This window comes from Heliomicrobium sulfidophilum, assembly GCF_057715735.1.
In genome coordinates this window covers 2,003,478-2,027,688 of sequence record NZ_JBVTZZ010000005.1, presented here as the reverse complement: position 1 = coordinate 2,027,688, position 24,211 = coordinate 2,003,478, and the positions used below count along the sequence as shown (strand labels likewise).

The 24,211-nt window shown below is 60.1% G+C and carries 30 protein-coding genes; 3 read left to right on the top strand and 27 right to left on the bottom strand.

Going from position 1 to position 24,211, the window contains the following annotated elements; all coding sequences use genetic code 11:
- Position 1 precedes the first annotated feature (1 nt).
- On the top strand, positions 2–682 hold the full coding sequence (locus AC0CW1_RS15260) for a formate dehydrogenase subunit gamma (RefSeq protein ID WP_488183856.1): 681 nt from the start codon (positions 2–4) through the stop codon (positions 680–682).
- A 134-nt stretch (positions 683–816) separates the two neighbouring features.
- Here the strand turns inward: AC0CW1_RS15260 and AC0CW1_RS15255 are convergent, their stop codons facing one another.
- The 27 genes from AC0CW1_RS15255 to AC0CW1_RS15125 form a co-directional block, all read right to left on the bottom strand.
- Positions 817–1,533 (bottom strand): metal-dependent hydrolase, encoded by a 717-nt coding sequence (locus AC0CW1_RS15255; protein ID WP_488183855.1) that lies wholly within the window; start codon positions 1,531–1,533, stop codon positions 817–819.
- Positions 1,534–1,563: 30 nt separating this feature from the next.
- Positions 1,564–1,794 (bottom strand): hypothetical protein, encoded by a 231-nt coding sequence (locus AC0CW1_RS15250; RefSeq protein WP_488183854.1) that lies wholly within the window; start codon positions 1,792–1,794, stop codon positions 1,564–1,566.
- Between the two features lie 219 nt (positions 1,795–2,013).
- Positions 2,014–2,202 carry a hypothetical protein gene (locus AC0CW1_RS15245; RefSeq protein ID WP_488183853.1) on the bottom strand — a complete coding sequence of 63 codons (189 nt, stop codon included), beginning with the start codon at positions 2,200–2,202 and terminating at the stop codon, positions 2,014–2,016.
- 131 nt (positions 2,203–2,333) lie between these two features.
- The gene (locus AC0CW1_RS15240) at positions 2,334–2,978 is read right to left on the bottom strand and encodes a class II aldolase/adducin family protein (RefSeq protein WP_488183852.1); all 645 of its coding nucleotides are present in this window, start codon (positions 2,976–2,978) and stop codon (positions 2,334–2,336) included.
- A 45-nt stretch (positions 2,979–3,023) separates the two neighbouring features.
- Positions 3,024–4,073: a tRNA (adenosine(37)-N6)-threonylcarbamoyltransferase complex transferase subunit TsaD gene (tsaD, locus tag AC0CW1_RS15235; protein ID WP_488183851.1), complete on the bottom strand. Its 1,050-nt coding sequence runs from the start codon at positions 4,071–4,073 to the stop codon at positions 3,024–3,026.
- Between the two features lie 13 nt (positions 4,074–4,086).
- The gene (locus AC0CW1_RS15230; RefSeq protein WP_488183850.1) at positions 4,087–4,389 is read right to left on the bottom strand and encodes a hypothetical protein; all 303 of its coding nucleotides are present in this window, start codon (positions 4,387–4,389) and stop codon (positions 4,087–4,089) included.
- A gap of 73 nt (positions 4,390–4,462) precedes the next feature.
- Complete coding sequence (locus tag AC0CW1_RS15225; RefSeq protein ID WP_488183849.1) at positions 4,463–5,041, bottom strand: class I SAM-dependent methyltransferase; 579 nt, start codon at positions 5,039–5,041, stop codon at positions 4,463–4,465.
- Between the two features lie 110 nt (positions 5,042–5,151).
- The gene (locus tag AC0CW1_RS15220) at positions 5,152–5,946 is read right to left on the bottom strand and encodes a methyltetrahydrofolate cobalamin methyltransferase (RefSeq protein WP_488183848.1); all 795 of its coding nucleotides are present in this window, start codon (positions 5,944–5,946) and stop codon (positions 5,152–5,154) included.
- 102 nt (positions 5,947–6,048) lie between these two features.
- Entirely contained in the window at positions 6,049–6,438 is a 390-nt protein-coding gene (locus AC0CW1_RS15215) for a CBS domain-containing protein (protein WP_488183847.1), read from the bottom strand.
- A gap of 77 nt (positions 6,439–6,515) precedes the next feature.
- A complete protein-coding gene (gene rimI / locus AC0CW1_RS15210; RefSeq protein ID WP_488183846.1) occupies positions 6,516–7,061 on the bottom strand; it encodes a ribosomal protein S18-alanine N-acetyltransferase in 546 nt (181 codons plus the stop codon).
- 4 nt (positions 7,062–7,065) lie between these two features.
- Positions 7,066–7,842 carry a tRNA (adenosine(37)-N6)-threonylcarbamoyltransferase complex dimerization subunit type 1 TsaB gene (gene tsaB, locus AC0CW1_RS15205; RefSeq protein ID WP_488183845.1) on the bottom strand — a complete coding sequence of 259 codons (777 nt, stop codon included), beginning with the start codon at positions 7,840–7,842 and terminating at the stop codon, positions 7,066–7,068.
- Positions 7,806–8,456 carry a tRNA (adenosine(37)-N6)-threonylcarbamoyltransferase complex ATPase subunit type 1 TsaE gene (gene tsaE / locus AC0CW1_RS15200; RefSeq protein WP_488183844.1) on the bottom strand — a complete coding sequence of 217 codons (651 nt, stop codon included), beginning with the start codon at positions 8,454–8,456 and terminating at the stop codon, positions 7,806–7,808. The genes tsaB and tsaE overlap by 37 nt, the downstream gene beginning before the upstream one ends.
- A gap of 219 nt (positions 8,457–8,675) precedes the next feature.
- Entirely contained in the window at positions 8,676–9,245 is a 570-nt protein-coding gene (locus AC0CW1_RS15195; protein ID WP_488183843.1) for a uracil-DNA glycosylase, read from the bottom strand.
- 56 nt (positions 9,246–9,301) lie between these two features.
- Entirely contained in the window at positions 9,302–10,108 is an 807-nt protein-coding gene (locus AC0CW1_RS15190) for a Dam family site-specific DNA-(adenine-N6)-methyltransferase (RefSeq protein WP_488183842.1), read from the bottom strand.
- Positions 10,109–10,345: 237 nt separating this feature from the next.
- A complete protein-coding gene (locus AC0CW1_RS15185; protein WP_488183841.1) occupies positions 10,346–10,780 on the bottom strand; it encodes a response regulator in 435 nt (144 codons plus the stop codon).
- A 258-nt stretch (positions 10,781–11,038) separates the two neighbouring features.
- A complete protein-coding gene (locus tag AC0CW1_RS15180; protein ID WP_488183840.1) occupies positions 11,039–12,364 on the bottom strand; it encodes an amidohydrolase in 1,326 nt (441 codons plus the stop codon).
- A gap of 4 nt (positions 12,365–12,368) precedes the next feature.
- Complete coding sequence (locus tag AC0CW1_RS15175; RefSeq protein WP_488183839.1) at positions 12,369–13,370, bottom strand: asparaginase; 1,002 nt, start codon at positions 13,368–13,370, stop codon at positions 12,369–12,371.
- Positions 13,371–13,403: 33 nt separating this feature from the next.
- Positions 13,404–14,576, bottom strand: a complete 1,173-nt coding sequence (locus tag AC0CW1_RS15170; protein WP_488183838.1) for an HD-GYP domain-containing protein — start codon at positions 14,574–14,576, stop codon at positions 13,404–13,406.
- Positions 14,576–15,313, bottom strand: coding sequence for a gamma-glutamyl-gamma-aminobutyrate hydrolase family protein (locus AC0CW1_RS15165; protein WP_488183837.1), 738 nt, complete (start codon positions 15,311–15,313; stop codon positions 14,576–14,578). Before AC0CW1_RS15165 ends, AC0CW1_RS15170 begins: the two co-directional genes overlap by 1 nt.
- A gap of 74 nt (positions 15,314–15,387) precedes the next feature.
- Positions 15,388–15,738: a type II toxin-antitoxin system PemK/MazF family toxin gene (locus AC0CW1_RS15160; RefSeq protein WP_488183836.1), complete on the bottom strand. Its 351-nt coding sequence runs from the start codon at positions 15,736–15,738 to the stop codon at positions 15,388–15,390.
- A 5-nt stretch (positions 15,739–15,743) separates the two neighbouring features.
- The gene (locus tag AC0CW1_RS15155; protein ID WP_488183835.1) at positions 15,744–16,013 is read right to left on the bottom strand and encodes a CopG family ribbon-helix-helix protein; all 270 of its coding nucleotides are present in this window, start codon (positions 16,011–16,013) and stop codon (positions 15,744–15,746) included.
- 97 nt (positions 16,014–16,110) lie between these two features.
- Positions 16,111–17,367 (bottom strand): alanine racemase, encoded by a 1,257-nt coding sequence (gene alr, locus AC0CW1_RS15150; protein ID WP_488183834.1) that lies wholly within the window; start codon positions 17,365–17,367, stop codon positions 16,111–16,113.
- A 12-nt stretch (positions 17,368–17,379) separates the two neighbouring features.
- Complete coding sequence (locus tag AC0CW1_RS15145) at positions 17,380–17,850, bottom strand: CBS domain-containing protein (RefSeq protein WP_488183833.1); 471 nt, start codon at positions 17,848–17,850, stop codon at positions 17,380–17,382.
- Positions 17,851–17,884: 34 nt separating this feature from the next.
- Positions 17,885–19,432, bottom strand: coding sequence for an NAD(P)H-hydrate dehydratase (locus AC0CW1_RS15140; protein ID WP_488183832.1), 1,548 nt, complete (start codon positions 19,430–19,432; stop codon positions 17,885–17,887).
- Positions 19,420–19,815: a holo-ACP synthase gene (acpS, locus tag AC0CW1_RS15135; protein WP_488184177.1), complete on the bottom strand. Its 396-nt coding sequence runs from the start codon at positions 19,813–19,815 to the stop codon at positions 19,420–19,422. The genes AC0CW1_RS15140 and acpS overlap by 13 nt, the downstream gene beginning before the upstream one ends.
- Before the next feature lie 99 nt (positions 19,816–19,914).
- The gene (locus AC0CW1_RS15130) at positions 19,915–20,391 is read right to left on the bottom strand and encodes a chemotaxis protein CheW (RefSeq protein ID WP_488183831.1); all 477 of its coding nucleotides are present in this window, start codon (positions 20,389–20,391) and stop codon (positions 19,915–19,917) included.
- 64 nt (positions 20,392–20,455) lie between these two features.
- On the bottom strand, positions 20,456–20,854 hold the full coding sequence (locus tag AC0CW1_RS15125) for an ATP-binding protein (RefSeq protein WP_488183830.1): 399 nt from the start codon (positions 20,852–20,854) through the stop codon (positions 20,456–20,458).
- Positions 20,855–21,353: 499 nt separating this feature from the next.
- Here AC0CW1_RS15125 and AC0CW1_RS15120 point away from each other — a divergent pair, with 499 nt between their 5' ends.
- Together AC0CW1_RS15120 and AC0CW1_RS15115 are read left to right on the top strand one after the other, a co-directional pair.
- Positions 21,354–21,680, top strand: a complete 327-nt coding sequence (locus tag AC0CW1_RS15120) for a metal-sensitive transcriptional regulator (protein WP_488183829.1) — start codon at positions 21,354–21,356, stop codon at positions 21,678–21,680.
- A 20-nt stretch (positions 21,681–21,700) separates the two neighbouring features.
- On the top strand, positions 21,701–24,163 hold the full coding sequence (locus tag AC0CW1_RS15115) for a heavy metal translocating P-type ATPase (protein WP_488183828.1): 2,463 nt from the start codon (positions 21,701–21,703) through the stop codon (positions 24,161–24,163).
- The last annotated feature ends 48 nt before the right edge of the window (positions 24,164–24,211 follow it).

Sequence of the window (24,211 nt, the reverse complement as noted above, 5' to 3'; positions counted from 1 at the left end):
GATGGCGGAAAAAACATCGAAAAATTTCCCTGCGCCCGGCAAGGTGCGCCGTCACGGCCTGATTCCCCGCTTCGTCCACTGGATGGCGGCCTTCTCCATCTTCTCCCTCTTCTTCTCCGGCTTCGGCCAGATGCCCCTCTACAAACGCTACATGCTCACTGAGGTCCCCGGCATGGCCTGGTCAGGCAATTTTGAAATCACCTTGAACATGCACTACGCCGGCGCCATCCTGCTCATGTTCATCGTCGCCTTTCACCTCACCTACCACATCGTCCGGCGCGAATTCGACATCTGGCCGAAGCAGGGCGATGTGGGCGAGTCCTGGCTGATCATCAAGGCCATGTTCTCGGGCGGACAGGAACCGCCTTCCGAGAAGTACCTCGCCGAACAGCGCCTGGCCTACGCCTTCATCGGGGTGAACGTGATCGCCCTGATCGCCACGGGGATGGTGAAGGTGTTCAAAAACATCCCCGGCGTGGAAATGTCCGAATCGCTCATCTACGCGGCGACGCTGCTGCACACCCTGACATCGGTGCTGCTGCTGCTGGGCATCGCGGCCCACCTGCTGGCCTTCGCCATCCCGGCCAACCGGAATCTGATGCCCGGCATGTTCAGCGGACTCATCGACGCCGAGTATGCCCGGCACCGGCACAGCAAGTGGTGGTCTCGTCTGAACGGTTAGGATGGGAGATAGCGGCGGGAGCTAAGTAAGGATATAGAAAAACAAGACAAAGATGATGAGAAACCGAAAACTGGAAAAGCCCCGGAGACCATGCTGGTTTCCGGGGCTTCTCTATTCAGAAACAGCAGCTGGACTTACCGTCCGTTGCCGTTTAAGGTCAGCATCTCGCCAGGGGCGAGGACATGGCATTCCGAATCGGTCTGCTCTGTGACGGCCTTCTTGAAAGCCTGAGCATCCTGGGCGATGACGGGGAAGGTGTTGTAGTGCATCGGCACGATCATACGCGGATGGAGCAGCTTGGTGGCATAGAGGGCGTCTTCCGGTCCCATGCCGAAGTTATCGCCGATGGGCAGCAGGGCGAGGTCAAGACGGCCTCCCTTCAGGAAGCACATGTCGATGAGTTCCATATCGCGGGTCAAGCCCGTATCGCCGGCGTGATAGACCGACTTGCCGCCCATGTTCACCAGGAAACCACAGGGGTTGCCCACATCTATGGCGCGATCGCCCTCGACAATCCCTGAGCCGTGCAGAGCCACCGTCAGGCGCACCCGGCCAAAGGGGAAATCCCGTTTCCCGCCGATGGCCATGCCGTGGGCCTCTGCGCCTTTGCGTTGGCAGTAGCCGGCCAGTTCAAAGGTTGTGATGATGGTGGCGCCAGTGCGCTTGGCGATGTCTATCGTGTCGCCGAAGTGATCGCCATGACCGTGGGTGAGCAGGATGTAATCGGCATGGACCGCTTCCGCTTTGACAGGACAAAGGGGGTTGCCCGTGAAAAAGGGGTCGATCAACACCTTCGTCTGCCCGTCATCGAGCATGAAATTGGCATGACCGAAAAAAGTCACTTGCAACATGGGTTTATCTCCCTTCGAGGTTTGGTATCGTCAGCAAGAGGATGTCAAGTCCCGGTAGTGCTCAATCTGGGCGCGCCACTCCCGCTCCACCCAATCCAGCGGCAGATCAGCAAGCTGGGCAAAAGGACGCTCAAACCATCCTGTCTTCCCAATGAGTCCCGGCCCCTTCTCTCCCCTATCCCCGATCTTCCTAGAAAGCTCCGGAACCGGTTCAGGCGCTACGGTTGGGCCAACAGAGAGATTGAGGTCCTCAACGATCAATGCTCCATCCAATCACTGACATAGAATGTTAGTATATTCCATTCGCCAATAACGGAAAAAATCCTCCCTCGGACAAGTTATCGTTCCGTTAAGGAAAGACTGTTTTGTGAACAACTTTTTGTTCGGGCAATCACGTCTACCATTATGAGCCATTACAGGCGCTAGGTAGAACGAACTCTGCCACCTTGTCAAGGAGAGAACAACTTTTTTAACAATTCCCTATTTTTTACCCGTATATGGAGTTTCCTTTTCCACAATCTTTTCCACAGCACCAAGCCTTATTGTATAAGGAATTTTAAAACTTATCCACTGCATCCACAAGCTTCTCTGCTTCCCTGTGCACGCAAGATTTCCACATGAAAAATCCCTGTTAAACAAGTAATCAACAGACTTATCCACCTTATCCACAGTTTTTTCATCCACAGTGGGGATAAGTCGAAGATGTGTTTGCCCCTTGACAAAAAAAATCCCGGGACTGTACTCCCGGAATTTTCGCGCCCTTATGACACAATTCTCGAACTTTTATTCGACAAGAAGCGCTAACGTTGGCCATAACGCCCTTGCAACCAGGCTCTTTCCCGCTCGACTACCTCGGGCGAGAGCACGACGGGACCGCCAGCGAGAAAGGAGAGGAGATAAATCATGGCGCATTCCTCGATCAACTCGGCCAGCGAAAACGCTTGCGCCAGGTCCTTGCCGGCGGCGACGGCGCCATGATTGGCCAGCAAAGCGACTGGCGCCTCGCCGAGGGCAAGGACTGTGTTTTCAGCCAACTCAGGCGTTCCGATGGGGGCGTGCGCCGATGTCCTCACACCGCCGCCGAAGTAGGCCACCATGTTGTCGAGGATCGGCGGCATGTCCTTACCTGTTGCCGCCACCGCTGTGGCGTGCTTGGAATGGGTGTGCACAACGGCCTTCACATCAGGACGAGCCTGGTAGATGGCCCGGTGCAGTCCCTGTTCGATGGAAGGCCGCCGTGTTCCCTCGATCACCTCGCCGCTGTCGATAGCCACGACGACCAGGTCCTCCGGCGTGAGCCTATCGTAAACCATCCCGCTAGGCGTCACAAGCATCCGGTCTTCCTGGGGAAGGCGGCAACTGATGTTCCCCCCTGAGCCGGACACCAGCCCCCGTTCGATCAATAGACGGCCATAGTGCAGTATGTGGTTGCGAAGGTTCTCCATTTCGTTCGTTTCCTTTCCAGTCAAGGTATCCTTTTGATGGGTCCCTTACGTCCCCAAAGGCCAATCGGCCACGGCATTCAAATCGGCGGTCGCCGTCTCTCCGGCCATCAGCCGGTGATAACCGGCACAGGCGATCATGGCGGCGTTGTCGGTGCAGAGGATCACCGGCGGCACGACAAGCCGTCGCCCTTCCGTCGCTAAAGCCTCCTGCAAACGGTCGCGCAGGTACCTGTTGGCCGCCACGCCGCCGGCAAGCAGCACCGTGGAAGCGTCCGTCTCCCGGGCGGCCCGGCGGGTCTTCTCGACCAGCACATCGACGACAGCTTCCTGAAAGGAGGCGGCCAGGTCGGCATTGTGGATGGTCTCGCCTTTCTGGCGGGCACAGTTGAGCAGGTTGAGGACTGCCGACTTGAGGCCGCTGAAGCTGAAATCGTAGCTGTCTTCCTGCAGCAAGGCTCGGGGCAAGGGATAGGCGCCAGCCATGCCCTCACGGGCGAGCTTTTCCACAAGGGGCCCGCCGGGGTACCCGAGCCCCAAGGCCCGAGCCACCTTATCATAAGCTTCGCCGGCGGCATCATCGCGGGTGGCACCCAGGATGTGGAGTTGTCCATGGCCGGTCAGGTGGACAAGGTGGGTGTGTCCGCCGGAAACAACAAGACAGAGCAGCGGGAATCGCAAGTCCGGGTCAGAAAGAAAGTTGGCGTAGATATGCCCCTCGATGTGATGGACGCCGACCAGGGGCAGGTTGCGGGCCAGGGCGGCGCCTTTGGCATAGGCGACGCCGACGAGCAGCGCGCCGACCAGCCCGGGTCCGGCGGTGACAGCCACAGCCGTCAGATCCTTCCAGGTGACACCCGCTTCCCGCAAGGCCTCCTCGACGACGACGGTGATGTTCTCCATGTGTTTTCTTGAGGCGATCTCAGGGACGACGCCGCCAAAGCGCTGGTGCGTCGGCACCTGAGAGGAGATGACGTTGGACAGGATGGCGCGTCCGTCCCGGAGCACCGCCGCCGAGGTCTCATCACAACTCGTCTCCAAACCTAAAATGAAACGACCGGCCTCATGAGCCGGTCCGTGCAGTGAAAATATCGACAAATCGACTACTCCTCTACAAGACCCGCACGTTTTCCACATCGAATTCGCCGTAGGACCAGCGACCGGCCTTTTTGACCTGGGCGGGCTGATTTGCGTCAATCAACTGAAGGACGCGCGGGTAATGGATGGTAACACCCTCGGCCTGCCCTGTCAGGTAATACTCGGGCTGGTCCGGCAGACCGGCCCGCAGCACCGGGTAATAGATATCCATGCAGGAACATCCCCCTGATGTGCAGATCCGCGTCAGTTCCACCGTAAACACTTCACCCTGTTCCGCCAGTTGTTCGCGGATATCGGCGTCAATGACCCACTGCATCCTTTTGTCCCCTCCTATGTTTCCCCCATGGGGTTATTCATCATTATACCCCTTACCCCTATCCATGCAACTGTCAGGCCCCTTTTTCCCCGGTCACGAAGTAAAAAGCGGCGCTGATCGCCCCGATCGAGACGTTCGAAAATCCGGCAGCTTCCAGGAGCCCGGCCACCCTTTCAGCGGGGACGCGGTGGTCCCCCTTGGGCCCCATCTCCGTAAAACCGGGCGTCCAGTCGACAACGGCGATCTTCCCTTGCGGCTGCAAGACGCGAAAGGCCTCCGCCAGGGTGGCGTCCCCTTTTTCGATCTCATGAAAAACGGCGACCATGGCCAGCCGGTCCACACAAGCGCCAGGGAGCGGGATGTGACTTTCCGGGTTAAGAATCCAGGCGATGTTTTGCAGGCCGGCAGCCTCGCTGCGGCGGCGGCCTTCCACCAGCATCCGTTCCTGGAGGTCCATGGCGAAGATGTGACCGCTGGGACCGATGACCGAGGCGGCGGGAAGGGCGAGATACCCCGTTCCACAGCCAAAATCAGCCAGGCGTGTCCCTGCTGAGACGTCCAGTGCTTCCAGGATCGCCTCGGGCGGCAGCAGTTCGCGCCGACGGGGGTTGTCCAGCTTGGCAAAGCCGCTGCTGTCAAAAAGCTGTGTCATCCTATCACCTTCTTCGGTTTATTTCACAACGGTGCAGAATGCTGCGTCACCGTTTAGCATGACCCTTTAGGATTTCATTGACTTTTGTTTCAGCCCACCACTTACAGGTGTTACGTCAATAGACCTTCTCGGAACGCCAGCAGGTAGCGCCGAAAACCGGGGTCCTTTTGCAGGAGCGTCTCGGTGCTGCGCAGGGAGGCCATCAACCCCTTGTTTTCCGGATCAAGGATCGCCCCGTCCAAGCCGGCGTAAATGGCCAGGGTCAGGAAGGTGCGGTTAAGCAGCGCCCGCGCGGGCATGCCGTAGGAGATGTTGGAGATGCCGCAAAGGATGTGAATCTGAGGAAACTCCTCGCGGATGCGCCGGATGATCTCGAGGCCGAAGTTGCCCCAGTGCTCATCCTGCCCGATGGGACGGATAAAGGGATCGAGGTAGATGTCTTCAAAATCGACGCCGTCGCGAACGAGGCGCGTCACCAGGGAGCGGGTGACTGCCAACTCCTCTTCCACCGTGTTGGGCATGCCGCTGTCATTGAAGCAGAGGGCGATGACCTTGCAGTTGTAGTTCCGAATCAATGGGATCAGCGTCTGGTAGCGGCCCTCTTCGGCCGATATGGCGTTGATGAACGCCCTCCCCTTATGGACGCACAAGGCCGCTTCCAAGGCTAACGGGTTCGGGCTGTCCAGGCAGACCGGTTCGTTGACGACCGTTTGCACCGTCTCAACGAGCCACCGCAAGGCGTCCGGTTCGCGGTGGCGAAGGGTGGTGCAGTTCAGATCGAGCACATCGGCGCCGCAGAGCTTCTGCCGCAGCGCCAGATCTTGAATGAAGGTCACGTTTCTGGAGATGACGGCGCCTTCAATCCCAGGTCGCGCCGTGTTGATCTTTTCCCCTACAATCAGCATCGTATCATCCCTTCTCAGCTTCGCGCGGCTGGGCCGCCGCGAAGCTGGGGTATCTTTCGCGGATTCGAAACCAAAAAACCCTGCCCATGGCAGGGTTATCTATCACTGGTCGGCTTCGAGAAGTTCGGCGCACAGTTCTAGGATGTCACTGACCGAGAGGATGCCCACAACCTTCTCTCCGGCGACGACAGGCAGGCAACTCACCTTGTAGCGGCGCATCATGCGGACGCTATCCGCCAAGGGCATATTAGCCTCGACGTAGACGGGGTTTTTGGTCATCACCCATTCCACCGGTGTCAATGGGATCACGCCAGGGGAGCGCATGGCCTTGTCAATGTCATGAAAAGCGACGATGCCGACGAGACGTTCCTTGTCATCCACAACAGGCAGACGACGGATGTTTTTCTCTGTCATCATCCGCAACGCGTCCCGAATCGGTGTGAATATGCCGGTAGTGATTACAGGGGTGACCATCTTGTCCCGAACGATCATGGCGGCCAACCTGCCTTTCCGAATGTTTTGAAAGACCCGGTTGTGATTCTTTTCGGCAAAGGCGGGGGAAATCCTCCTTACCCCTCCCCGTTCCGGGGCTGGTTTTTTGGGGCTTCCAACTCACGCCACATGATAATGGCGTCTTCCCCCGTGTCGGTGTAGTAGCCTCGCCGGCAACCCACCTCCTGGAAGCCCAATCTGCGGTAGAGGGTCAGCGCATTGGTGTTGGAGGGACGCACCTCCAAGGTGATCCGCTCCCCGCCGAGTTGGGCCGTTTCCTCGAAGATGTGATCCAGCAGGGCTTCCCCGAGACCCTCGCCACGCCGGTCCGGATGAACGGCGATGGTGGTGATATGGACCTCGTCAAGGATGATCCAGACGCCGGCATAGCCGATCACCCGTTCTCCTTTCACTGGCTCGGCGACAAAAAGGGATGGCCGAGTTTCCGACTCTGTCGGTTCGACGCAAACCCAGTAGTGGGACAGGCGGCTATCCGTCAGTTCCGTCACAAAGGCGCTGCGGCTCCAGGGCGTCGGAAAGGAGACCTCTTCGATGGCCAGCACCTCATCGACATCCTTGATCGCCATGGGCCGAAAATAGTGCTTGTCTGTTTCGTTCTGCATCGCTTTACGCCTCCGGCGCAACCCGGCAAGGGGCCGGCTGCGTTCCATGCTTTTTCGCCCAGTTGACCTCCGCTTCCGATGGCCGGATGTACATGGGCGCCAGTGTGTGCAGGTCGTCGGTGTCGCCTCGCTGCAAACGACGCCAGCCGAGGCGGGCCACCTGGCTGCCACGTGGGTAGCGCCTTTCAGCGCTGGCGAAGACGGCCCAGTCGCCGAGTTCTGCTTGCAAGAGTTCACGATAGACGGGGACGCCGTCGCCCAAAAAGAGCACCTGTCTCGTTGTTTCCGGTACCTTCGTTGCTTCCGGTGCTTCCTCCAGCCTCCGCCGCAGTTGTTCCAGGAGCGCCTTCGGCGCAACGGCCTGGTCCTCGCCCACCTTCTCCAGTCCATCCACTCTGCCCCGGTAAAGGCTGGTGTAGACCTCGTTCTTGCGGGCATCGAGGATCGGGCAGATATATCCCGGAAAAGGCCAGGCGTTCCAGGCCAGCGCCTCCAGCGTCGGCACGCCGACAACCGGCAAGCCTAGGGGATGGGCCATCCCCTTCACCGTCGCCAGACCGATGCGCAAGCCTGTGAAGGAACCAGGACCGATGGCGACGGCCAACCCGGCCATATCGGCCAGAGACAGTTCCGCCAGGGCGAGAAGCTGTTCGATGGCCGGCAACAGCCGCTTCGAATGGGGCCGGTCATTATGTAAAAAGGTTTCCGCCACGACCTGCTCATCGTCGACAATTGCCAATGCCGTTACGCGGGTGGAACAGTCGATCCCGAAGATGTACATGCTTCTCTCCACTCCTTCACCAGGGACTCTGGACGGTCGCCGTGACCGGTCATTTCGACGAGGCGCCCTGCTAAAACTTGTTCTTCGACTTCGTATGCTATTCCCCCGACCGTTTCCGATGAAGGATACCCGTTATTGCAAGGCTCCCCGTTTCCGCCGGTTTCCTCGTTTTTACAGGGTTCCTCGTTCCCACAGGGATCCTCGTCCAGGCCGGGATCCCCATCCAGGCGGGAGAGTCGGATGATCAGCGTCTCTTCAGGGAGCAGGCTGCCGAGGCGTTCCGGCCACTCGACACAGAGCACGCCATCGCCCCGCAGGTAGTCAGCCCAACCGATTTCCCAGACCTGATCAGGCTCGTCCAGCCGGTACAGATCAAAGTGGTAGATGGGGAACTGTCCCTCATACTCGTGGACAAGGGTGAAAGTCGGGCTCGTCACCCGTCCCTTATAGCCAAGTCCGCGGGCGAGGCCGCGCACTAAGGTCGTCTTGCCGGCGCCCAGGTCGCCGTAGAGCAGCAGGATGTCGCCCGGTTGAACCCGTTCGGCCAGCCATCTCCCCAGGTCTTCTGTGGCCGCTTCATCAGGCAGGAGCACTTGCCATCGTTGTTCAGTCAATGCGCTGGTTCCCTCGCAATCTGTATTAAAGACATATTTCAAGAAACGTAGCAAAATGCGTTTTTTTAGGTGTCGTCACTATGGGGCATCAAAATAAGGCATTGAAATTAAAGATAAATCGTCGATAATGCGTTGACTCTACCAGTATTCCCCTTTACGAGCGCAGACAGCCCTATCTTCTTCCATGGTCTCCTTTTAGGTACTGAAAAAATGGCAAAATCAAATCACAGCACTGTCATGATAGACGGCCATCACCTTTTGGATGTCCTCCCAGACAGGCCTTTTTTTCGCGGGATCCCGCAGCAGGGCCGCCGGGTGGAAGGTAGGCATGAGCAGACGACCATCTTTGCGCACCCACTTGCCTCGTTCCCGGGTGATCCGGGCGTTGGGATCGATCAACGTCTGGGTGGCCAGCGCGCCCAGGCAGATGATGATCTGCGGGTTGATGATCTCGATCTGCCGCTCCAGGTGGACCCGGCATGCCTTTACCTCCTTTGGGAAAGGCAAACGGTTGCCCGGCGGGCGGCATTTGACCACATTGGCAATATATACGTCAGGGCGAGGGAACTTACCCGCAATCAAGATCCTGTCCAAAAGCTGACCAGCCGCCCCCACAAAGGGTCGTCCCAGGCGATCTTCCTCTGCCCCCGGCCCCTCACCGACGAGCATCAGTCGCGCTTCGGGATTCCCCTCACCGAAGACGACCTGGTTGCAGCCCTCGCGGAGGGGGCAGGCGCGGCAGTCCTTGACCATTGCTTCATATGCTGCTATTTCAGCATGACGGTTCATGCAAACACCCCTATCCCATGCTTCAGGAAAAGTGCCGATATAGCAAAAGGAAACGCTCACCCGAACAGGGCTAAGACCTCTCCCGCCTTCCCCCGCTTGGCGCCGTTGCAACTGACATATCGCTGCACCTGAAAGCGTTCGATGTGGGCGGCGCGATAGGCCTTTTGCGTAAATTCGGTGTCATGGTTGGAGATGAGGACAGAGACGCCCCGATCGGCCAACTGGAGAGCCAGTTCGGCCAATTTCAACTGTTCCGCTTCGCCGAAGCCGCCTGCGCTGTAACTGGTGAAGTTGGATGTCTGGGAGAGGGGCACATAGGGTGGGTCACAATAGACCACATCGCCGGGACGGGCCATCGCCATCGTCACCGAGAAGTCCTGGCAAAAAAACTGGGCGTCGCGAGCCTTCGCCGCGAAAAGCCGCAGTTCCCGCTCCGGAAAATAAGGCTTCTTATACCGTCCCACGGGCGCGTTGAACTTGCCGCTAGCGTTGTAGCGGCAGAGGCCGTTGTAGCCGTGACGGTTCAGGTAGATGAAGAGGGCCGATTTGAGGTTCCCATCGTCTGTGCTGTTGAAGCGTTCCCGCAGTTCGTAGTACCGCTCCGGCTGGTTGTTTTCTTCCGTAAAGAAAGAACGGCAGTATTCGATAAACTCTTCTCCGCCCGCTTTCGCCGTTTCGTAGAGGCGGATCAGGTCTTCGTTGCTGTCGGCAAGCAGATTTTCCTGAAAACCGGTGTTCAGGAAGACGGCGGCGGAACCGACAAAAGGTTCGATCAGCCGAGTTCCCGAGGGGAGGATGGTCAGGATGCGGTGGATGATCTGGTATTTGTTGCCGGCCCATTTCAAAAAAGGTCGCTGTCGCATCATAAGCACTCCCTTAGCAATACTTCATCTGTTTCGTCCCTGCCTCCGCTATTTCCTCCATTCTCTATGATTCTAGACAGAGAGACGCAAAAAAAGCCCCCCTGAACAAGGGGGAGCTTCTTGAGTCATTCATTGATCATTCATCATCAAGAGCGTACCAATATCAATAGCGCGCAAGGGATGATCGCCGGCTCTAAGACTATTCCCTTTCCTTCCAGCTCTTTACTTTCCCTTGTCTTACCTCGATGTTCCCGTCTTTAGGCTCTCCGTTTCGCTTGCGCGCACCAACCAAGCGCTGCCGACGGTGGCGTCCCACATGCAGTCGATCCGCTCTCGGAGTTGATAGACGTCAAAGGGCTTGGTCAGGTAGCCGATGGCGCCTTCCTGCAAGGCCTGATGGATCAGATTTTCATCGGTAAACGCCGTCATCAAGACGACCTTCACATCCGGGTTGTGCTTGAGCATCTGCAACATGGCCTGAAAACCATCCATCCCTGGCATGCGCACATCCATCAGCACGAAAGGGATACTGAACTCTTCCGCTTTGCGAACCGCTTCGATGCCATTGACGGCAGTGTATACTTGATATCCGGCATCCTGGAGAATGATCCGTAACAACGAGCGGACACCAGCTTGATCATCAACAATGAGAATTCTTTTCCCAGCTTCCATTGGTGCCTCACCTCTCGACAAAATCCGACAATCTATTTACAACTCATCATGTATTTACCATTTCTCCTTGCTTTCGCAAATTCCTGCCGAATTTTGAATTTCCACCGGGAAAAGAGACTCTTTTCCGAACAATTTTGTTTTACAGTCTTATTTACAAGTTTTGCCAACCTTAGTTTCCCATTCATGTCGTTTTTTTATGTCATTCCAATCCGTTTTTCCGCCTTTGCGGTCGCTTCTGAAGAATCGGTGCTCCTGCCATCAGACGGAAAAGACCCTCCTCCCCTTGATCCAGACCTGGCTGACACGGCTGCGCGTGTCGAAAGGGTGTCCATCCCAGATCGCCACGTCCGCTTCTTTGCCCGCTTCCAGGCTGCCGACAGACGCCTCCAGCCCGAGGATGCGGGCGGCGTGGAGGCTGATAGCGCGCAGAGCCGTCTCCTCCTCCATGCCGTGGCGGACGGCCAAACCGGCGCAAAGGGGCAGGTACTGGATAGGGATGACGGGGTGGTCTGTCATCAGCGCCACGAGGACGCCGGCGGCATGGAGGATACCGGCTGTCGCCGGCGTGATTTCCCGCATCTCCACCTTGGCCCGGTTGACGAGGGAAGGCCCGACGACGGCAGGGACACCAGCTTGGGCCAGTTCCTCAACGATCAGGTGGCCCTCGGTGCAGTGCTCCAGCACCGCCTGCAAGCCATACTCCTCGATGATCCGCAATCCCGTGAGCAGGTCGTCCGCCCGGTGGGCATGGAGACGAAGAGGGACCTGGCGCGACAATAGGGGCTGCAACGCCTCCCAGCGCAGATCAAGTTCCGGCTTTTTCGAAGGCTCTTCCGCTGTCTGCGCCCGCTTGCGCCCGTACTCGAGCCCGCGAGTCAGGGCCTCCCGCAGCAGCGCCGCCGAGGCCATGCGGGTGATGGGCGCCTTCTTCCGTTCCGTGTAGACGCGCTTCGGGTTTTCGCCGAGGGCGGCCTTGACGGCGGCGCCGTTGCGGACGACCCGCTCGGCGAGGGGGCCGGCCGTCTTTAAGATCACTGCCTGTCCGCCGACGATATTGGCGCTGCCCGGCAGTACGCAGACGGTCGTCACACCGCCCCGCAAGGCGTCGCCGAAGGCGGGGTCGGCCGGGTTGACGCCGTCCAGCGCTTGCAAGTGGGGCGTCACTGGATCCGATGTTTCGTTCAGGTCATCGCCTTCGACGGGCGCCCCTTCTTCCACGATGCCGAGGTGACAGTGGGCGTCGATGAAACCGGGCAGGACCAGTTTGCCTCTGGCGTCAATGACCTCCACCGGCCCGTCCAGGTCAAGTCCAGCCGGCAGTCGAAAACTGCCGGCATCCGCAGCTGAGCCTGTGCCAGTACCAGTGTCCGTATCAGCGCCGGCATCAGCACCGGCATCAGCGCCCCTGCCCATATCAGCCCCGGCATCAATGCCAGCATGAACACCAGCGTCGACGCCAGCTTCGGCGTCAACATCTGGTCCCACAGCGATGATGATCCCATCATCGTTAAAAGCGACAAAGCCGGGGGAATAGTTCTCCCCGGCCAGCGTGATCACCTGTCCGCCGCGAATCACTGTCGCCATGGCGCTACCCTTCCAGCGTAAAGGCCGCCCGGGTTTCGCCAACGACCTGTTTGAGGTTGTTTTTCACGGCAAAGCGGTCATGGGCGGCCAAGGCCTGCCGCTGCTCCGCTGACAGGACGCCCAGTTGGCTCAGTGCCTCCAGGACGATGGGCCCGAGGACCCGCATGTTGCCGTCCTCCACCTTGGCCGCCAGGCCCCAGCCCTTTTCCGGCACAGCCAAGGCGTAGACGCCGTCGGCGCCGATCTTGGCGATAACGGCCCCGCCGGTCGCCTGCATCAGGTCCGTGTCGAGACGGCCTGTCCCGGAAATCAGGAAGGGGTGGTCGATCATCGATTGGCTGATGCGGCGGCAAGCCTGGCGCCGTTCCGCCGTGCCGTAGTTGGCTAAACCAAGACGGGCGAAGGAGAGGGCGATGTTCTCCAGCGGCATGCCATAGACAGGGATGCCGCAGCCGTCGACGCCGATGACGACATCGTCCGGTTGGACGCCGGCCATGTCGGCGACAGCGGCCAGGATCTCCACCTCGGCGGGATGCTTGGGAGCGAAGTAGTTTTCCACGGGATATCCTTTGAACAGCGCATAGGCCAGCACCCCTGTGTGCTTGCCGGAACAGTTGCAATGAAGCACAGTCGGCTTTTGTCCAGCGGCCCGCAAGGCGTCAGCCGTTTTGCGGTCAAAAGGGGTGTGGGTACCGCAGGCGAGCGCTGTGTCAGCGAGGCCGATCTTCTGCAGCGCTTCTGTGACGATACGGCGGTGCTCCTCTTCGCCGGCATGGGAACTGGCGAAGATGGCCAGGTGCTCGTCACCAAGCCCGAAGTGTTCGAGACCCCCCTGTTCGACGAGAGGCAAGGTCATCAGCGGCTTAGAGGAGGAACGCATAAAAGTGACGCCCAGTTTGCCGGCAGAGGCGATCGTTTGCCCCTCTCCGTCGACGACGACAATGGCGCCCCGGTGGCGGTTTTCGACCATAGAACCGCGGACAACTTCGACAAGTACTGCGGACATGCTGACTCTCTCCTTATGTTGTATGTTCAGGGGTCAACCGAAGGACCGGACGATGCAGAGGGTCATATGGGCAGGTTGGGACAGATCGACCGTGTGCTCATGGCGCATGGGCAAGCGCCGGCTGTCAAAAACGATGCGCACGACGGGACGCGACGGCAGTTGCGGGTTCGCCTTGATGACGACACCTGTTTCGCCGTTGCTCAGTTGGACCGCTGAGCCGATGCGGTAGATGGTGATGCTGTCCAGCAGCGCCTTGACGATCCGTTCCGGGAAAAGGGTGCTGCTGGCGCCCATCAGATACTCGACGATCTCGACCGGGTTAAAGCCAGGACGATAATTGCGCGTCGACGTCATCGCCTCGAATACGTCAGCCATGCCGACCAGTTGGCTGAACAGATGGATCTCCTTGCCCTTCAACCGGCGGGGATAGCCCGAGCCGTCGAGACGCTCATGGTGCTGCAAGGCGATGAGGGCGATCTCCTCGGGCAAGGCCGTATCCCGGACGAGAGTGTCATAGCCGTGTTCCGTATGCTCCTCGATCCGGCGGCGGCTCTCGGGACTGAGCGCCCCCTCAGCAAAAAGGATCTCCTGCGGCACTTTTTTCTTGCCGATATCGTGCAGGAGGCCGCCGAGGGCGACCATGCGCAGGCTGTCTTCCGACAAGCGCATCGTCAACCCTGTCAACGTCGCCAGAACGGCCACATTGACACAGTGTTTGAAGGTAAAGGCGTCGGTCGACTTCACCTCGAGCAGGTGGTTGAGCCGGTTGCGCTCACGGAGCAGATCGCCGAAAAGGGCCAGCAGATCGCCAATTTCGCCGTCTTGGCTCCCCTGTTGAGAGTAGTGGACGATGGCGCTGTTCACCTGGAGCAGCAGATCTTCTCGCAACAGGTCGTAAAAGGCGCGCTCCTCCGGCGGCTCCTGCTCATGGGAAGAGGCGGAAGCCCCCTGGGCCTTCCCTTCCTCTTTCGATTCCCCTTCCGTTCCGCCCGGCGAGCGAGTCAACCGCCCGGCAGCCGTTTTAGCTTTTTTCCGGGCGAGCTTGGTGGTCACTTCTACCCATTCCACACCGAGGTTTTTTAAAAAGTGGATGCGTCGTTCATCAAGGACGGTGCCCCGCGGCAACAGCAACGCCCCTGTCTTAGTATAGATGGGCTCGTCCAAAATCAATCCCTTTTGGACAGCGTCGATGTTGATTCGACTCATCAACTCCCACCCCCAATGGTTTCTCCCCTTTTTCCCATACCCCCCCTACAAGCTTCGGCAAAGAGGCGGAACAATCCTCTCGACTCCGGTTCGCCGTGGCACAAATCTTCCGGATGCCACTGCACAGCTACGATGAAGCCAGCCCCCATCCCTTCCAAGGCCTCGATGGTCCCGTCCGGGGCGACCGCCACAGGCCGCAGGTCCCGGCCGACGCGGTCGACGGCCTGGTGATGGAAGCTGTTGACCCGGCCGAATCCGGCGGGGTAGATCTCCCGCAACCGGCTGCCGCCAGCCACCTCGATCGAGTGAGAAGGGTGCCAGCGAGGCGCTTTCTGCTGGTGGCGCAGGGCAAGCGGGCGCTGGCAGGGGATATCCTGGATGAGCGTCCCGTCGAGGGCCACATTGAGGACCTGCATCCCCCGGCAGATGGCCAGGACCGGCAGTTGCCGCCGCAAGGCCTCAGCGATTAGGGCGAACTCCAGGGCGTCCCGCTCCGGGTCCACCTCGCCCAGGTTGGCATGAGGCTGTTGGCCGTAGCGGGCCGGATCGATATCGCCGCCGCCCGAGAGGACGATGCCCTGGACCATGTCCAGGTAGCTCCAAGGTTCCTCGACCGCCTCCAGCGGAACAGGCCATACGGTGAGACCGACGTCGGCGAGCGCCCGGCAGTACTCCCGACGGAGCAACAAACGGCCGCGCTCAAAGGACGGCGTAAGCAGCACCCCTGGTCTTGCCATCAGCCTTCCCCTCCTGCTGGACATGTTTTTGGACAAATAGAAAAACCCGGGGCGATTCCCGGGTTTGCAGGTTTTTAGATATCGACGAGACCGAGACTGATTTCCAGCGCCCGAGCGACCTTATCCATCATTTCGTCATCGAGGACGCCGATCTTTTCCCGAAGGCGGGTTTTATCGATGGTGCGGATTTGTTCCAGCAGGACGACCGAATCCCGGTCCAGCCCGCTGCGGCGGGCTGGGACTTCCACATGGGTTGGCAGTTTGGCCTTGCTGATCTGGGAGGTGATGGCGGCGACAATGGTGGTGGGAGAGTATTGGTTGCCGATGTCGTTCTGAATGATCAGAACGGGGCGGGTTCCTCCCTGTTCCGAGCCGACGACCGGATTCAATTCGGCGTAGTAGACTTCTCCTCTTCGAATGGCCATCGGGATTACCTGGCCAACCTCGCCTCGTACAGGCGCTCCACATCCACCTCGGCCACAAAGCCTTCAAGCGCAAGCTCAAGGTTGATGCGGGCCATTTCGGCATAGCCCCGGCGCATCTGATCACGCATGACTTTGCGCTTGTGCTCGCTCATGTATAAATTCACCGCTTCCCGAATGAGTTGGCTGCGGTTCATCTTCTCGGCCATCAATACCCGGTCCAGTTCGTCCAACAATGATTCCGGCAAGGTAACCTGGATGCGTTTCAACTCGGGCACACAGTGCACCTCCCAGGGATAATCCGCCTTCGTACTCCATTATAGTAATTGTGCCCCAAAGTGCGCAAGGGTAACATGGCCCCCCTGCTCATCCAATTTATGGCACATAAAAGCGGGGGACCCGCGGCGAGACACCGCTCAGGATCTCATAGGAAATCGTTCCTGTCGCCCGCGCCCAGTCCTCGACGGGCGCCGTTCGCCAGGCGTCGCCTTCCTGCCAACGCCCGAAGAGGGCCACCTCGTCCCCTTCGACCAACTCGGCGTCGCCGATGTCGATCATGAACTGATCCATGCAGATCCGGCCGACCTGGGGAAAAAAGCGGCCCCCCCGGTAAGCCCCAATGCGTCCCGACAGGGTGCGCCGGATCCCGTCGGCATAGCCCAGGGGGATCGTGGCGATGCGCGTCCTGGCGGGACAGCGGTATGTACAGCCGTAGCTGATCGGGGTCCCGGCGGCAACTTCCTTTATAAAAACAACACGGGCTTTCAAGGTCATCACTGGCTGCAAGAGCGCCTTGTCCGCTTCTGCCTCCTCAAAGGGGGAAGAGCCGTACAGGGCGATCCCGGCGCGCACCCCCTCGAGGTGCGACTCGGGCAAAGCGAGGATGGCTGCCGAGTTGGCCATGTGGCGCATGGGGATGTCCAGCCCGGCCTTGCTCAACTGTCCGGTAATCGCCAAAAACCGCTTCAACTGTTCCCGCGCGAAGGATTTGTCCCGCTCGTCGGCCGAGGCGAAGTGGCTGAAGACACCCTCCACAGCGATCCCCGGCAGCCGGGCGATGGTCAGCATCTCCCGCACGCCCGCCTCGCCCTGGAAGCCGACGCGGCCCATGCCGGTCTCCACCTTCAGGTGGATCCGCGCCCTTCGGCCAAGTCTTACCGCTGCCGCCGAGAGGGCTTCCGCCACAGTCCGGCTGTAGACAGCCTGGCTGATGTCTTCGGCGACGACGCGGTAACAGGCTTCCGGCGGCGTATACCCCAGGATCAGGATCGGCTGGGTGAGCCCAGCGTCGCGCAGCTTCAGCGCCTCATCGAGCAAGGCGACGACGAAGCCGTCGACACCCTGACGGACCGCTTCCCGCGCCAGTTCCACAGCACCGTGGCCGTAGCCGTCCGCTTTGATCACCGCCATCAGGCGGGCCTGGGGTTGGGCCGCCTGGCGAAGAACCTTCAGGTTGTGGGCGAAGGCGCTGAGCCGGATCTCCGCCCAGGCGGGGCGGCCCTCCGCTGGGTATGCTCCCGGATCGTGCGCCTTAGCGGAGGGCGCTCCGGCTGCTCCATCGCATCCGCATCGTCCTTCACCGAGCAAAAGGCCCCTATTCTCTTCTATCTCGCATTCGATCGCATTGTCCACGCTTACTGCTCCTCACTCGAAGTCAGTCACCAGGGCGCGGAGGATGTCGGCGCGGGTGACGATCCCGACGAGTCGGCCGCTGCGCAGCACCGGCAGGCGGTTGACCTGCTGCTCTGTCATCAGGCCAGCCATCTCCGATACAGGGGCTTCTTCCTCAACGGTGATCACGTCGCCCGTCATGATCTCCTCCGCTCTCAAGGCGATGGACTTGCGGAATTCCTCTTCAAAGCGCTTGGGGCTTTCCAGGTAGATCATCCCCCCCAGGAGGGAGATAAAAGAGGGGTAGCGGAGGTCTTTATCCTTGAACAGGAGGTCTCCCTCCGAGATAATGCCGATGACTGCGCCCTGGCGGGAAATGACCGGCACGCCGCTGATCCGCTTTTCGATCATCAGCTTGACCACGTCGGCCACAGGGGTGTCAGGGTAAACGGTATAGACCTCCCGGCTCATGATATCGGAGGCTTTCAAATCTTTCGAACTCATCAGGCACCCGCCTTTCTCATCCTATGCTTCCGTTTCAGGCCGGCTCCAGTTGCAACCATGCCTCAGCCAGGCTGTCAACGATGTCGCCGGCGTTCATCGCGCGCTGTCCAAGCCGCCGGGCCGAGCAATCGCCGGCCAAGCCATGGATGTACGCGCCCAGCGCGGCGGCGCGCTCGGCGGCAAGCCCCTGAGCGGCGAGGGCGCCGATGATCCCGGCGAGGACATCGCCGCTGCCGCCCGTCGCCATGCCTGGATTGCCTGTGGGGTTGACGAAGATCTGTCCATCGGGGGCGGCCACCAGGGTGCGGGCGCCCTTCAGGACGATGACACAACCCCACTCCCGGGCATACCGGGCGGCGACGCCGATCCGGTCCGACTGGACCGCTGCCGTGTCACAGCCGGCCAGACGAGCCATCTCGCCAGGGTGGGGCGTAAGAATGACAGGCCCCCTGGCCGCTGCCAGCAGGTCGATGTTGCCTGACAGGACGTTGAGGCCGTCGGCGTCGATGATGATGGGTCCGCTGGCGCCTTCCAGGCAGGCGAGGAGAAAATCGGTCTGTTCCGCGCCGCGGCCCAAACCCGGCCCGACGACAGCAGCCGCGAAGGCGCTCCACTCCCGCCCCTGCAGAGACTCGCCCGTCAGACCGCCCTCTTTGTCCGGCAAGGACCAGGTCATCGCCTCAGGCGCCTGCGTCGCCACGAGGGAGAGGATCGTCTGCGGGACAGCCACCGTCAGCAGGCCCACACCAGCGCGGAGCGCGCCCAGGGCCGCCAGGACGACGGCGCCAGCCATCCCTGCCTGGCCGCCGGCGATCAGCAGGTGGCCGAAGTCGCCTTTATGGGCCATCGCCGGCCGCCGCCGGAGCCAGCTCCGGCAGAGGTCCTCCGTCAAGAGCGACCGGGGGATGTGGGTGCTATCGATCATCTCCCGGGGCAGGGAGATATCGGCCACGACGACCTCGCCGGCTGCCGAGGCGCCCGGTTCAATCGCCAGGCCGAGCTTGGGCATCCCCAGGGTGACCGTCACCGTCGCCCGCAGGCAGACTGAAGGGATTTTCCCTGTATCCGCTTCCAATCCGGAAGGGAGATCGACTGCCACTACCGGCAAGCCCGCTTCGTTGATCATCTCAAAGGCGCGGCCCGTCAATTCCGGCGTCGAGCCGGCAAAGCCGGTGCCGTAGACGGCGTCCACGACCAGTTCGGTCGACAGGATCGCCATCCGCAAGGCGTTCAGGTCTTTCGGATCCATGAGGGAAAACACCTTGCCGCCCATGCGCTGATAGATGGTCAAATTGGTCAATGCGTCGCCGCGGACCTCCCGTTCGGAAGCCAGCAAAAAGAGCTTCACCTCAGCGCCGCTGTTGACCATGTGCCGGGCGGCCACAAAACCGTCTCCACCATTGTTGCCCTTGCCACAGAGGATCAACACCCGTTTTCCCCGGATGCCGCCGGGGAAGCGGCGGGCTGCCTCACGGGCGACCTGAATGCCGGCGTTTTCCATCAGGATCAGCGAGGGGATGCCGAACTCATCAGTGGCCCGGGCGTCAAAACGCCGCATCTCTTCTGCCGTCACGAGTCGCATCGCGTCGCCTCCTCCCCTCTCGCCTGCCAGGCGATCACGGTGGCAATGGCATGGTCCCGGTCATGAGACAGGCTGACGGACCAGCCGTTCCAGCCCGTTTTTCGCACCAGTTCAGCCGCCGACCCGGTAAAATGGACCTGCGGTTTCCCTGCGGCATCGCGCAGGATCTCCATCTCCGTCAGCATTGGCGAGCAGCCCGCCGGCAACGCCTTGATCACCGCCTCTTTGGCGGCAAAGCGGGCAGCAAAGGACTGCCAGGGGTTGGCGCGGCCCTCGCACTCGGCGATCTCCGCCGGTGAAAAGACGCGCCGCAAAAAACGCTGATGCCGTTGCGCCGCCTTGCGGATGCGGGCAATCTCCACGATATCACAGCCTACAGCCATGGAATCCACGGAACTCGTCGCCTCACAGTTGTTCTAAAATAGTATATCCTGAGAATAAATGCCAAAACCCTGTTCAACACACAGGGTTTTGGCGTTTTTTTACAGCGGGCGGGCTTGCAGTTCTGCTTTTTCCCGTTCCGTCAAAATTTTGTCGAGGTCGAGCAGGATCAGCAATCGTTCGTCCACTTTGCCAACCCCTTTGAGGTAATCGGAAGAGATCGTGCTGACCATCGGCGGCGGCGGTTCGATGGCACTCTGGGCCATGCGCAACACCTCGGTGACGGCGTCAACGATGATGCCGACGGTGTGCTGCTCCACGTTGACCACGATGATCCGCGTATTTGCCGTATGTTCTTCCTGGATGAGGCCGAAGCGTTTTTTCAGGTCGATGATCGGAATGATTTTGCCGCGCAGGTTGATGATCCCTTCCACGAAGGAAGGCGCCTGCGGGATCTTGGTCGGCGTCAGCAGACGGTTGATCTCCTGCACCTGTGTGATGGGCACCCCGTATTCTTCCGTACCGAGCCGGAAGACGACCAGTTGGATCTCATTCGAATCGCCTTTGATTTGGCTCATGTGCCTTTCCTCCCTTCACGGTCTGCCCTCGGACAGACCCTCTGCAATCGCGGAAAAACGCGCCTTACTCCAGGCGCAGGTATTTCACAAGCCGGATCGTATTCCCTCTTCCATTGAAGGTGACCTCATCCATGGCGGCTCGGATGAGCAGCAATCCTCTCCCTGTCTCACTGAGCAAGTCAAAGTCTGCTACCGTTCGGGGCTCAAAACCGCTACCTTGATCAGAAACCTCCACCCAAAAGCGGTCTTCACCGACGTCGAAGCGGACGGTCACCTCTTTTTCAGGATCCTCCAGGTTCCCATGAACGACTGCATTGACGAGCGCTTCGATCAGGGCCAGCTTGATGAAGTCAAGGTCCATCGCCTCCCAGGGGAGGGCTTTCACCTCGCCGATCACCTGCTCAACCGCCTTATCCACATTGGTCAGAGAACTGGAGAATCGTATCAGCTTTATCGCCGCCATCAGGTACTCCCTTCCTTCGGACGATTCACTTCGTTTCCGAAGCCCCCCTCTCCCGAGTCGTTCACGCTTCGAGCGCCTCGTCTCGGTTCTCATCAAAGGCAACGCATGCCTTTTGCTCCTTCAGTCACCGCCAGTTCGAATCCTCTTTTTGCCATGTTTCTAATTCGATTCACCCCGCTGGATATCCTCCAACGGGCGCGCCCTCGCTTCTGCCTGCAACGTAAGCCTTCCCGGAATGAGGGGCTTGCATCTCCCTTGCGGTAGCGGCTCGCGATAGCGCCCCTAGTGAGTCCTTGGCCTGTTGATGCAACTGAGTGACCGTTACGTAGCTCAATGACCGTTGATATACTTGTGATATTTCGCCGCGAGGAGCCGGATTCCTTTTGCCTGTGTGTAATCCCTGTCGAAATCAGAAATACTTGTTGACAGCCCTTGTGCGCGGGGTTACATTTATACCAGATACCCTACGGTGGGTATTGTATTAAAAAGGAGGTTGCCGATGAAGACGACCGACAGGACAGAAACGACTGAGCCTGCAGAGCTTGCAGACAAATCGCCGTTGCCGGAGCGAAACCGGCAAGACCTGATCAACCGCATGCGCCGCCTGGAAGGGCAGGTGCGCGGGATCACCAAAATGATCGAAGATCAACGCTACTGTGTCGATATCCTCCTCCAGATCAGCGCCGCCCGGGCAGGTTTGCAGAAGGTCGGCCTGGCCATTCTGGAAAATCACACCCGGGGCTGTGTGACCACCGCCATTAAGGAAAACCGCGGCGACGAGATGGTGGCGGAACTGGTCGATGTGCTCGACCGGTTCATGAAATAGCAAATCCCTAGGAAGGAACGATGTCCATGACGGACCGATCCAGCGGCGCCAGCGCCGCAGCCGCCAAAGTGACCCTTCCTGTGTCCGGGATGACCTGCGCCGCCTGTTCGAGCCGCGTGGAACGAGGCTTGCGCAAACTCCCCGGCGTGACGGCTTGCAACGTCAACGTGGCCATGGAAAAAGCGACTATCGAATACGACCCGGCCGCAACCGGCGTGGACCGCATAACCCAAAAGATCGCCGACCTGGGCTACGCGGTGCCGACGGAGCGGATCGAACTTTCCCTGGGCGGCATGTCCTGCGCCGCCTGCGCCAACCGCATCGAACGGAAGCTGAACCGCCTCCCCGGCGTCGTCAACGCTGCCGTCAACCTGGCCACAGAAAAAGCGGTCGTCGAACACTACCCCGGCGAAGTCGAGACGAGCGATCTGATCAACGCCGTCATTGGACTCGGTTTTCAGGCCCGCCTAGCCGAAGCGGCGGAAAGCGCCGACGACGAGCAAGAGGCGCGGCAGCGGCAGTTACGCCGCCAGTGGCTCCTCTTCGGCGCTTCCGCCGCCCTCTCGCTGCCCATGCTGCTCGTCATGATCGGCGAGATGACCGGCCTCCCCCTCCCCACTTGGCTCATGGCCAAACAGACTCAGTTTCTCCTGGCCACACCAGTCCAGTTCGGTGCCGGCTGGTCCTTTTACCGGGGCGCCTGGAAGGCCTTGAAAAACGGCGGCGCTAACATGGACGTGCTCGTCGCCCTGGGCACATCGGCCGCCTACTTCTACAGCGTCTATTTCACCTTTTTCAGCCCCAGCGCTCATCACACCTATCACGTCTATTATGAGACCAGCTCCATCTTGATCACACTGATCCTCCTCGGCAAGACACTGGAAGCCGTGGCCAAAGGTCGCACCTCCGAGGCGATCAAAAAGCTGATGGGACTCCAGGCGAAAACGGCGCGCGTCATCCGGGACGGTGGCGAACAGGACATCCCCGTCGAGGCGGTGCTGGCCGGCGACCTGGTCGTCGTCCGCCCCGGCGAAAAGATTCCCGTCGACGGTGTCGTCGAGGAAGGCGCCTCTGCCGTCGATGAGTCCATGCTGACCGGCGAGAGCCTGCCCGTGGACAAACAGCCGGGCGACACCGTCATCGGCGCCACCCTCAACAAACAGGGCAGCTTCAAGTTCCGGGCGACCAAGGTGGGCCGCGACACGGCCCTGGCTCAGATCGTCCGCGTCGTCGAGGAGGCCCAGGGCTCCAAGGCGCCCATTCAGCGGCTGGCCGACACCATCTCAGGCTACTTCGTCCCTGTCGTCGTCTCCCTCGCCGTCGTCACCTTCCTTGTCTGGTACTTTGCTGTGGCGCCGGAAAACTTCACCCGGGCGCTGCTGAACTTTACGGCCGTGCTGGTCATCGCCTGCCCTTGCGCACTCGGATTGGCCACGCCGACATCGATCATGGTGGGCACCGGCAAAGGCGCTGAAAAAGGCATCCTCTTTAAAGGCGGCGAGCATCTGGAAAACGCCCACAAGGTTACCGCCGTCATCCTCGACAAGACAGGGACCATCACGAAAGGCAAGCCCGAATTGACCGATCTGATCGGTCTCGGCGGCTGGAAAGGCCGAGAGGCGGAACTGCTGACCATCGCCGGTCGGGTGGAAAAACCCTCCGAACACCCCCTGGCCGAGGCGATCGTCAAGAAGGCGACAGAATCGGTTCCCCCATTGAAGGATCCGGAACGATTCCAGGCCATCCCCGGTCAGGGCGTCATCGCCACAATCGACGGGCGGCGAGCATTGCTGGGCACGCGCCGCCTGATGGCGGAGCAGGGCCTATCCTATCAAGAGCACGAACCGCTCTTGGAGCGGCTGGAGAACGAGGGCAAGACGGCCATGCTGCTCGCCCTGGAGGGTCAGGTCATCGCTGCTATCGCCGTGGCAGACACGGTCAAAGAGTCGTCAGCCCAGGCCATCGCCGAACTGAAGGCGATGGGGATCCAGGTCTGGATGATCACCGGCGACAACCGCCGGACCGCCGAATCGATCGCCCGGAAGACCGGCGTCGACCATGTCATCGCCGAGGTGCTCCCGGAAGACAAAGCCCGGGAGGTGCGAAAGCGCAAGGAGGAGGGCCATGTGGTGGCCATGGTCGGCGACGGCATCAATGACGCTCCCGCCCTAGCCATGGCCGATGTGGGCATGGCCATCGGCACTGGCGCCGATGTGGCCATGGAGGCCGCCGACATCACCCTCATGTCAGGCGACCTGCGAGCCATCGCGGCGGCCATCCGACTCAGTCGGGCCACCATGGCCAATATCCGCCAGAACCTGTTCTGGGCGATGATCTACAACTCTCTCGGCATCCCTGTGGCGGCCGCCGGGTTTTTGAGTCCGGTCATCGCCGGGGGGGCGATGGCGTTCAGTTCCGTGTCGGTGGTGATGAATGCGCTGCGGTTGAGGCGGGTTGAGCCGTACCGTCTTGAGCGCCCCTGACACTACTAAAGCCTGTTCGTTGAATCGCGAGAATAGTGCAGGGGGAAG

What these genes read in the sequence shown, in the direction of transcription:
- acpS (WP_488184177.1), bottom strand. Translation starts at nt 19,815, where the DNA reads ATGGCTGTAGGCTGTGATATCGTGGAGATTGCCCGCATCCGCAAGGCG.
- AC0CW1_RS15240 (WP_488183852.1), bottom strand. Translation starts at nt 2,978, where the DNA reads ATGGAGAACCTTCGCAACCACATACTGCACTATGGCCGTCTATTGATC.
- AC0CW1_RS15170 (WP_488183838.1), bottom strand. Translation starts at nt 14,576, where the DNA reads ATGAGTCGAATCAACATCGACGCTGTCCAAAAGGGATTGATTTTGGAC.
- AC0CW1_RS15160 (WP_488183836.1), bottom strand. Translation starts at nt 15,738, where the DNA reads ATGGCCATTCGAAGAGGAGAAGTCTACTACGCCGAATTGAATCCGGTC.
- tsaB (WP_488183845.1), bottom strand. Translation starts at nt 7,842, where the DNA reads ATGTACATCTTCGGGATCGACTGTTCCACCCGCGTAACGGCATTGGCA.
- AC0CW1_RS15180 (WP_488183840.1), bottom strand. Translation starts at nt 12,364, where the DNA reads ATGGCGACAGTGATTCGCGGCGGACAGGTGATCACGCTGGCCGGGGAG.
- AC0CW1_RS15125 (WP_488183830.1), bottom strand. Translation starts at nt 20,854, where the DNA reads ATGGCGGCGATAAAGCTGATACGATTCTCCAGTTCTCTGACCAATGTG.
- AC0CW1_RS15195 (WP_488183843.1), bottom strand. Translation starts at nt 9,245, where the DNA reads ATGAACCGTCATGCTGAAATAGCAGCATATGAAGCAATGGTCAAGGAC.
- rimI (WP_488183846.1), bottom strand. Translation starts at nt 7,061, where the DNA reads ATGCAGAACGAAACAGACAAGCACTATTTTCGGCCCATGGCGATCAAG.
- AC0CW1_RS15165 (WP_488183837.1), bottom strand. Translation starts at nt 15,313, where the DNA reads ATGGCAAGACCAGGGGTGCTGCTTACGCCGTCCTTTGAGCGCGGCCGT.
- AC0CW1_RS15130 (WP_488183831.1), bottom strand. Translation starts at nt 20,391, where the DNA reads ATGAGCCAAATCAAAGGCGATTCGAATGAGATCCAACTGGTCGTCTTC.
- AC0CW1_RS15115 (WP_488183828.1), top strand. Translation starts at nt 21,701, where the DNA reads ATGTCCATGACGGACCGATCCAGCGGCGCCAGCGCCGCAGCCGCCAAA.
- AC0CW1_RS15255 (WP_488183855.1), bottom strand. Translation starts at nt 1,533, where the DNA reads ATGTTGCAAGTGACTTTTTTCGGTCATGCCAATTTCATGCTCGATGAC.
- AC0CW1_RS15185 (WP_488183841.1), bottom strand. Translation starts at nt 10,780, where the DNA reads ATGGAAGCTGGGAAAAGAATTCTCATTGTTGATGATCAAGCTGGTGTC.
- AC0CW1_RS15225 (WP_488183849.1), bottom strand. Translation starts at nt 5,041, where the DNA reads ATGACACAGCTTTTTGACAGCAGCGGCTTTGCCAAGCTGGACAACCCC.
- AC0CW1_RS15175 (WP_488183839.1), bottom strand. Translation starts at nt 13,370, where the DNA reads ATGTCCGCAGTACTTGTCGAAGTTGTCCGCGGTTCTATGGTCGAAAAC.
- AC0CW1_RS15120 (WP_488183829.1), top strand. Translation starts at nt 21,354, where the DNA reads ATGAAGACGACCGACAGGACAGAAACGACTGAGCCTGCAGAGCTTGCA.
- AC0CW1_RS15215 (WP_488183847.1), bottom strand. Translation starts at nt 6,438, where the DNA reads ATGATCGTTCGGGACAAGATGGTCACCCCTGTAATCACTACCGGCATA.
- AC0CW1_RS15220 (WP_488183848.1), bottom strand. Translation starts at nt 5,946, where the DNA reads ATGCTGATTGTAGGGGAAAAGATCAACACGGCGCGACCTGGGATTGAA.
- AC0CW1_RS15230 (WP_488183850.1), bottom strand. Translation starts at nt 4,389, where the DNA reads ATGCAGTGGGTCATTGACGCCGATATCCGCGAACAACTGGCGGAACAG.
- AC0CW1_RS15260 (WP_488183856.1), top strand. Translation starts at nt 2, where the DNA reads ATGGCGGAAAAAACATCGAAAAATTTCCCTGCGCCCGGCAAGGTGCGC.
- AC0CW1_RS15145 (WP_488183833.1), bottom strand. Translation starts at nt 17,850, where the DNA reads ATGAGTTCGAAAGATTTGAAAGCCTCCGATATCATGAGCCGGGAGGTC.
- AC0CW1_RS15190 (WP_488183842.1), bottom strand. Translation starts at nt 10,108, where the DNA reads ATGCGACAGCGACCTTTTTTGAAATGGGCCGGCAACAAATACCAGATC.
- AC0CW1_RS15140 (WP_488183832.1), bottom strand. Translation starts at nt 19,432, where the DNA reads ATGCGACTCGTGACGGCAGAAGAGATGCGGCGTTTTGACGCCCGGGCC.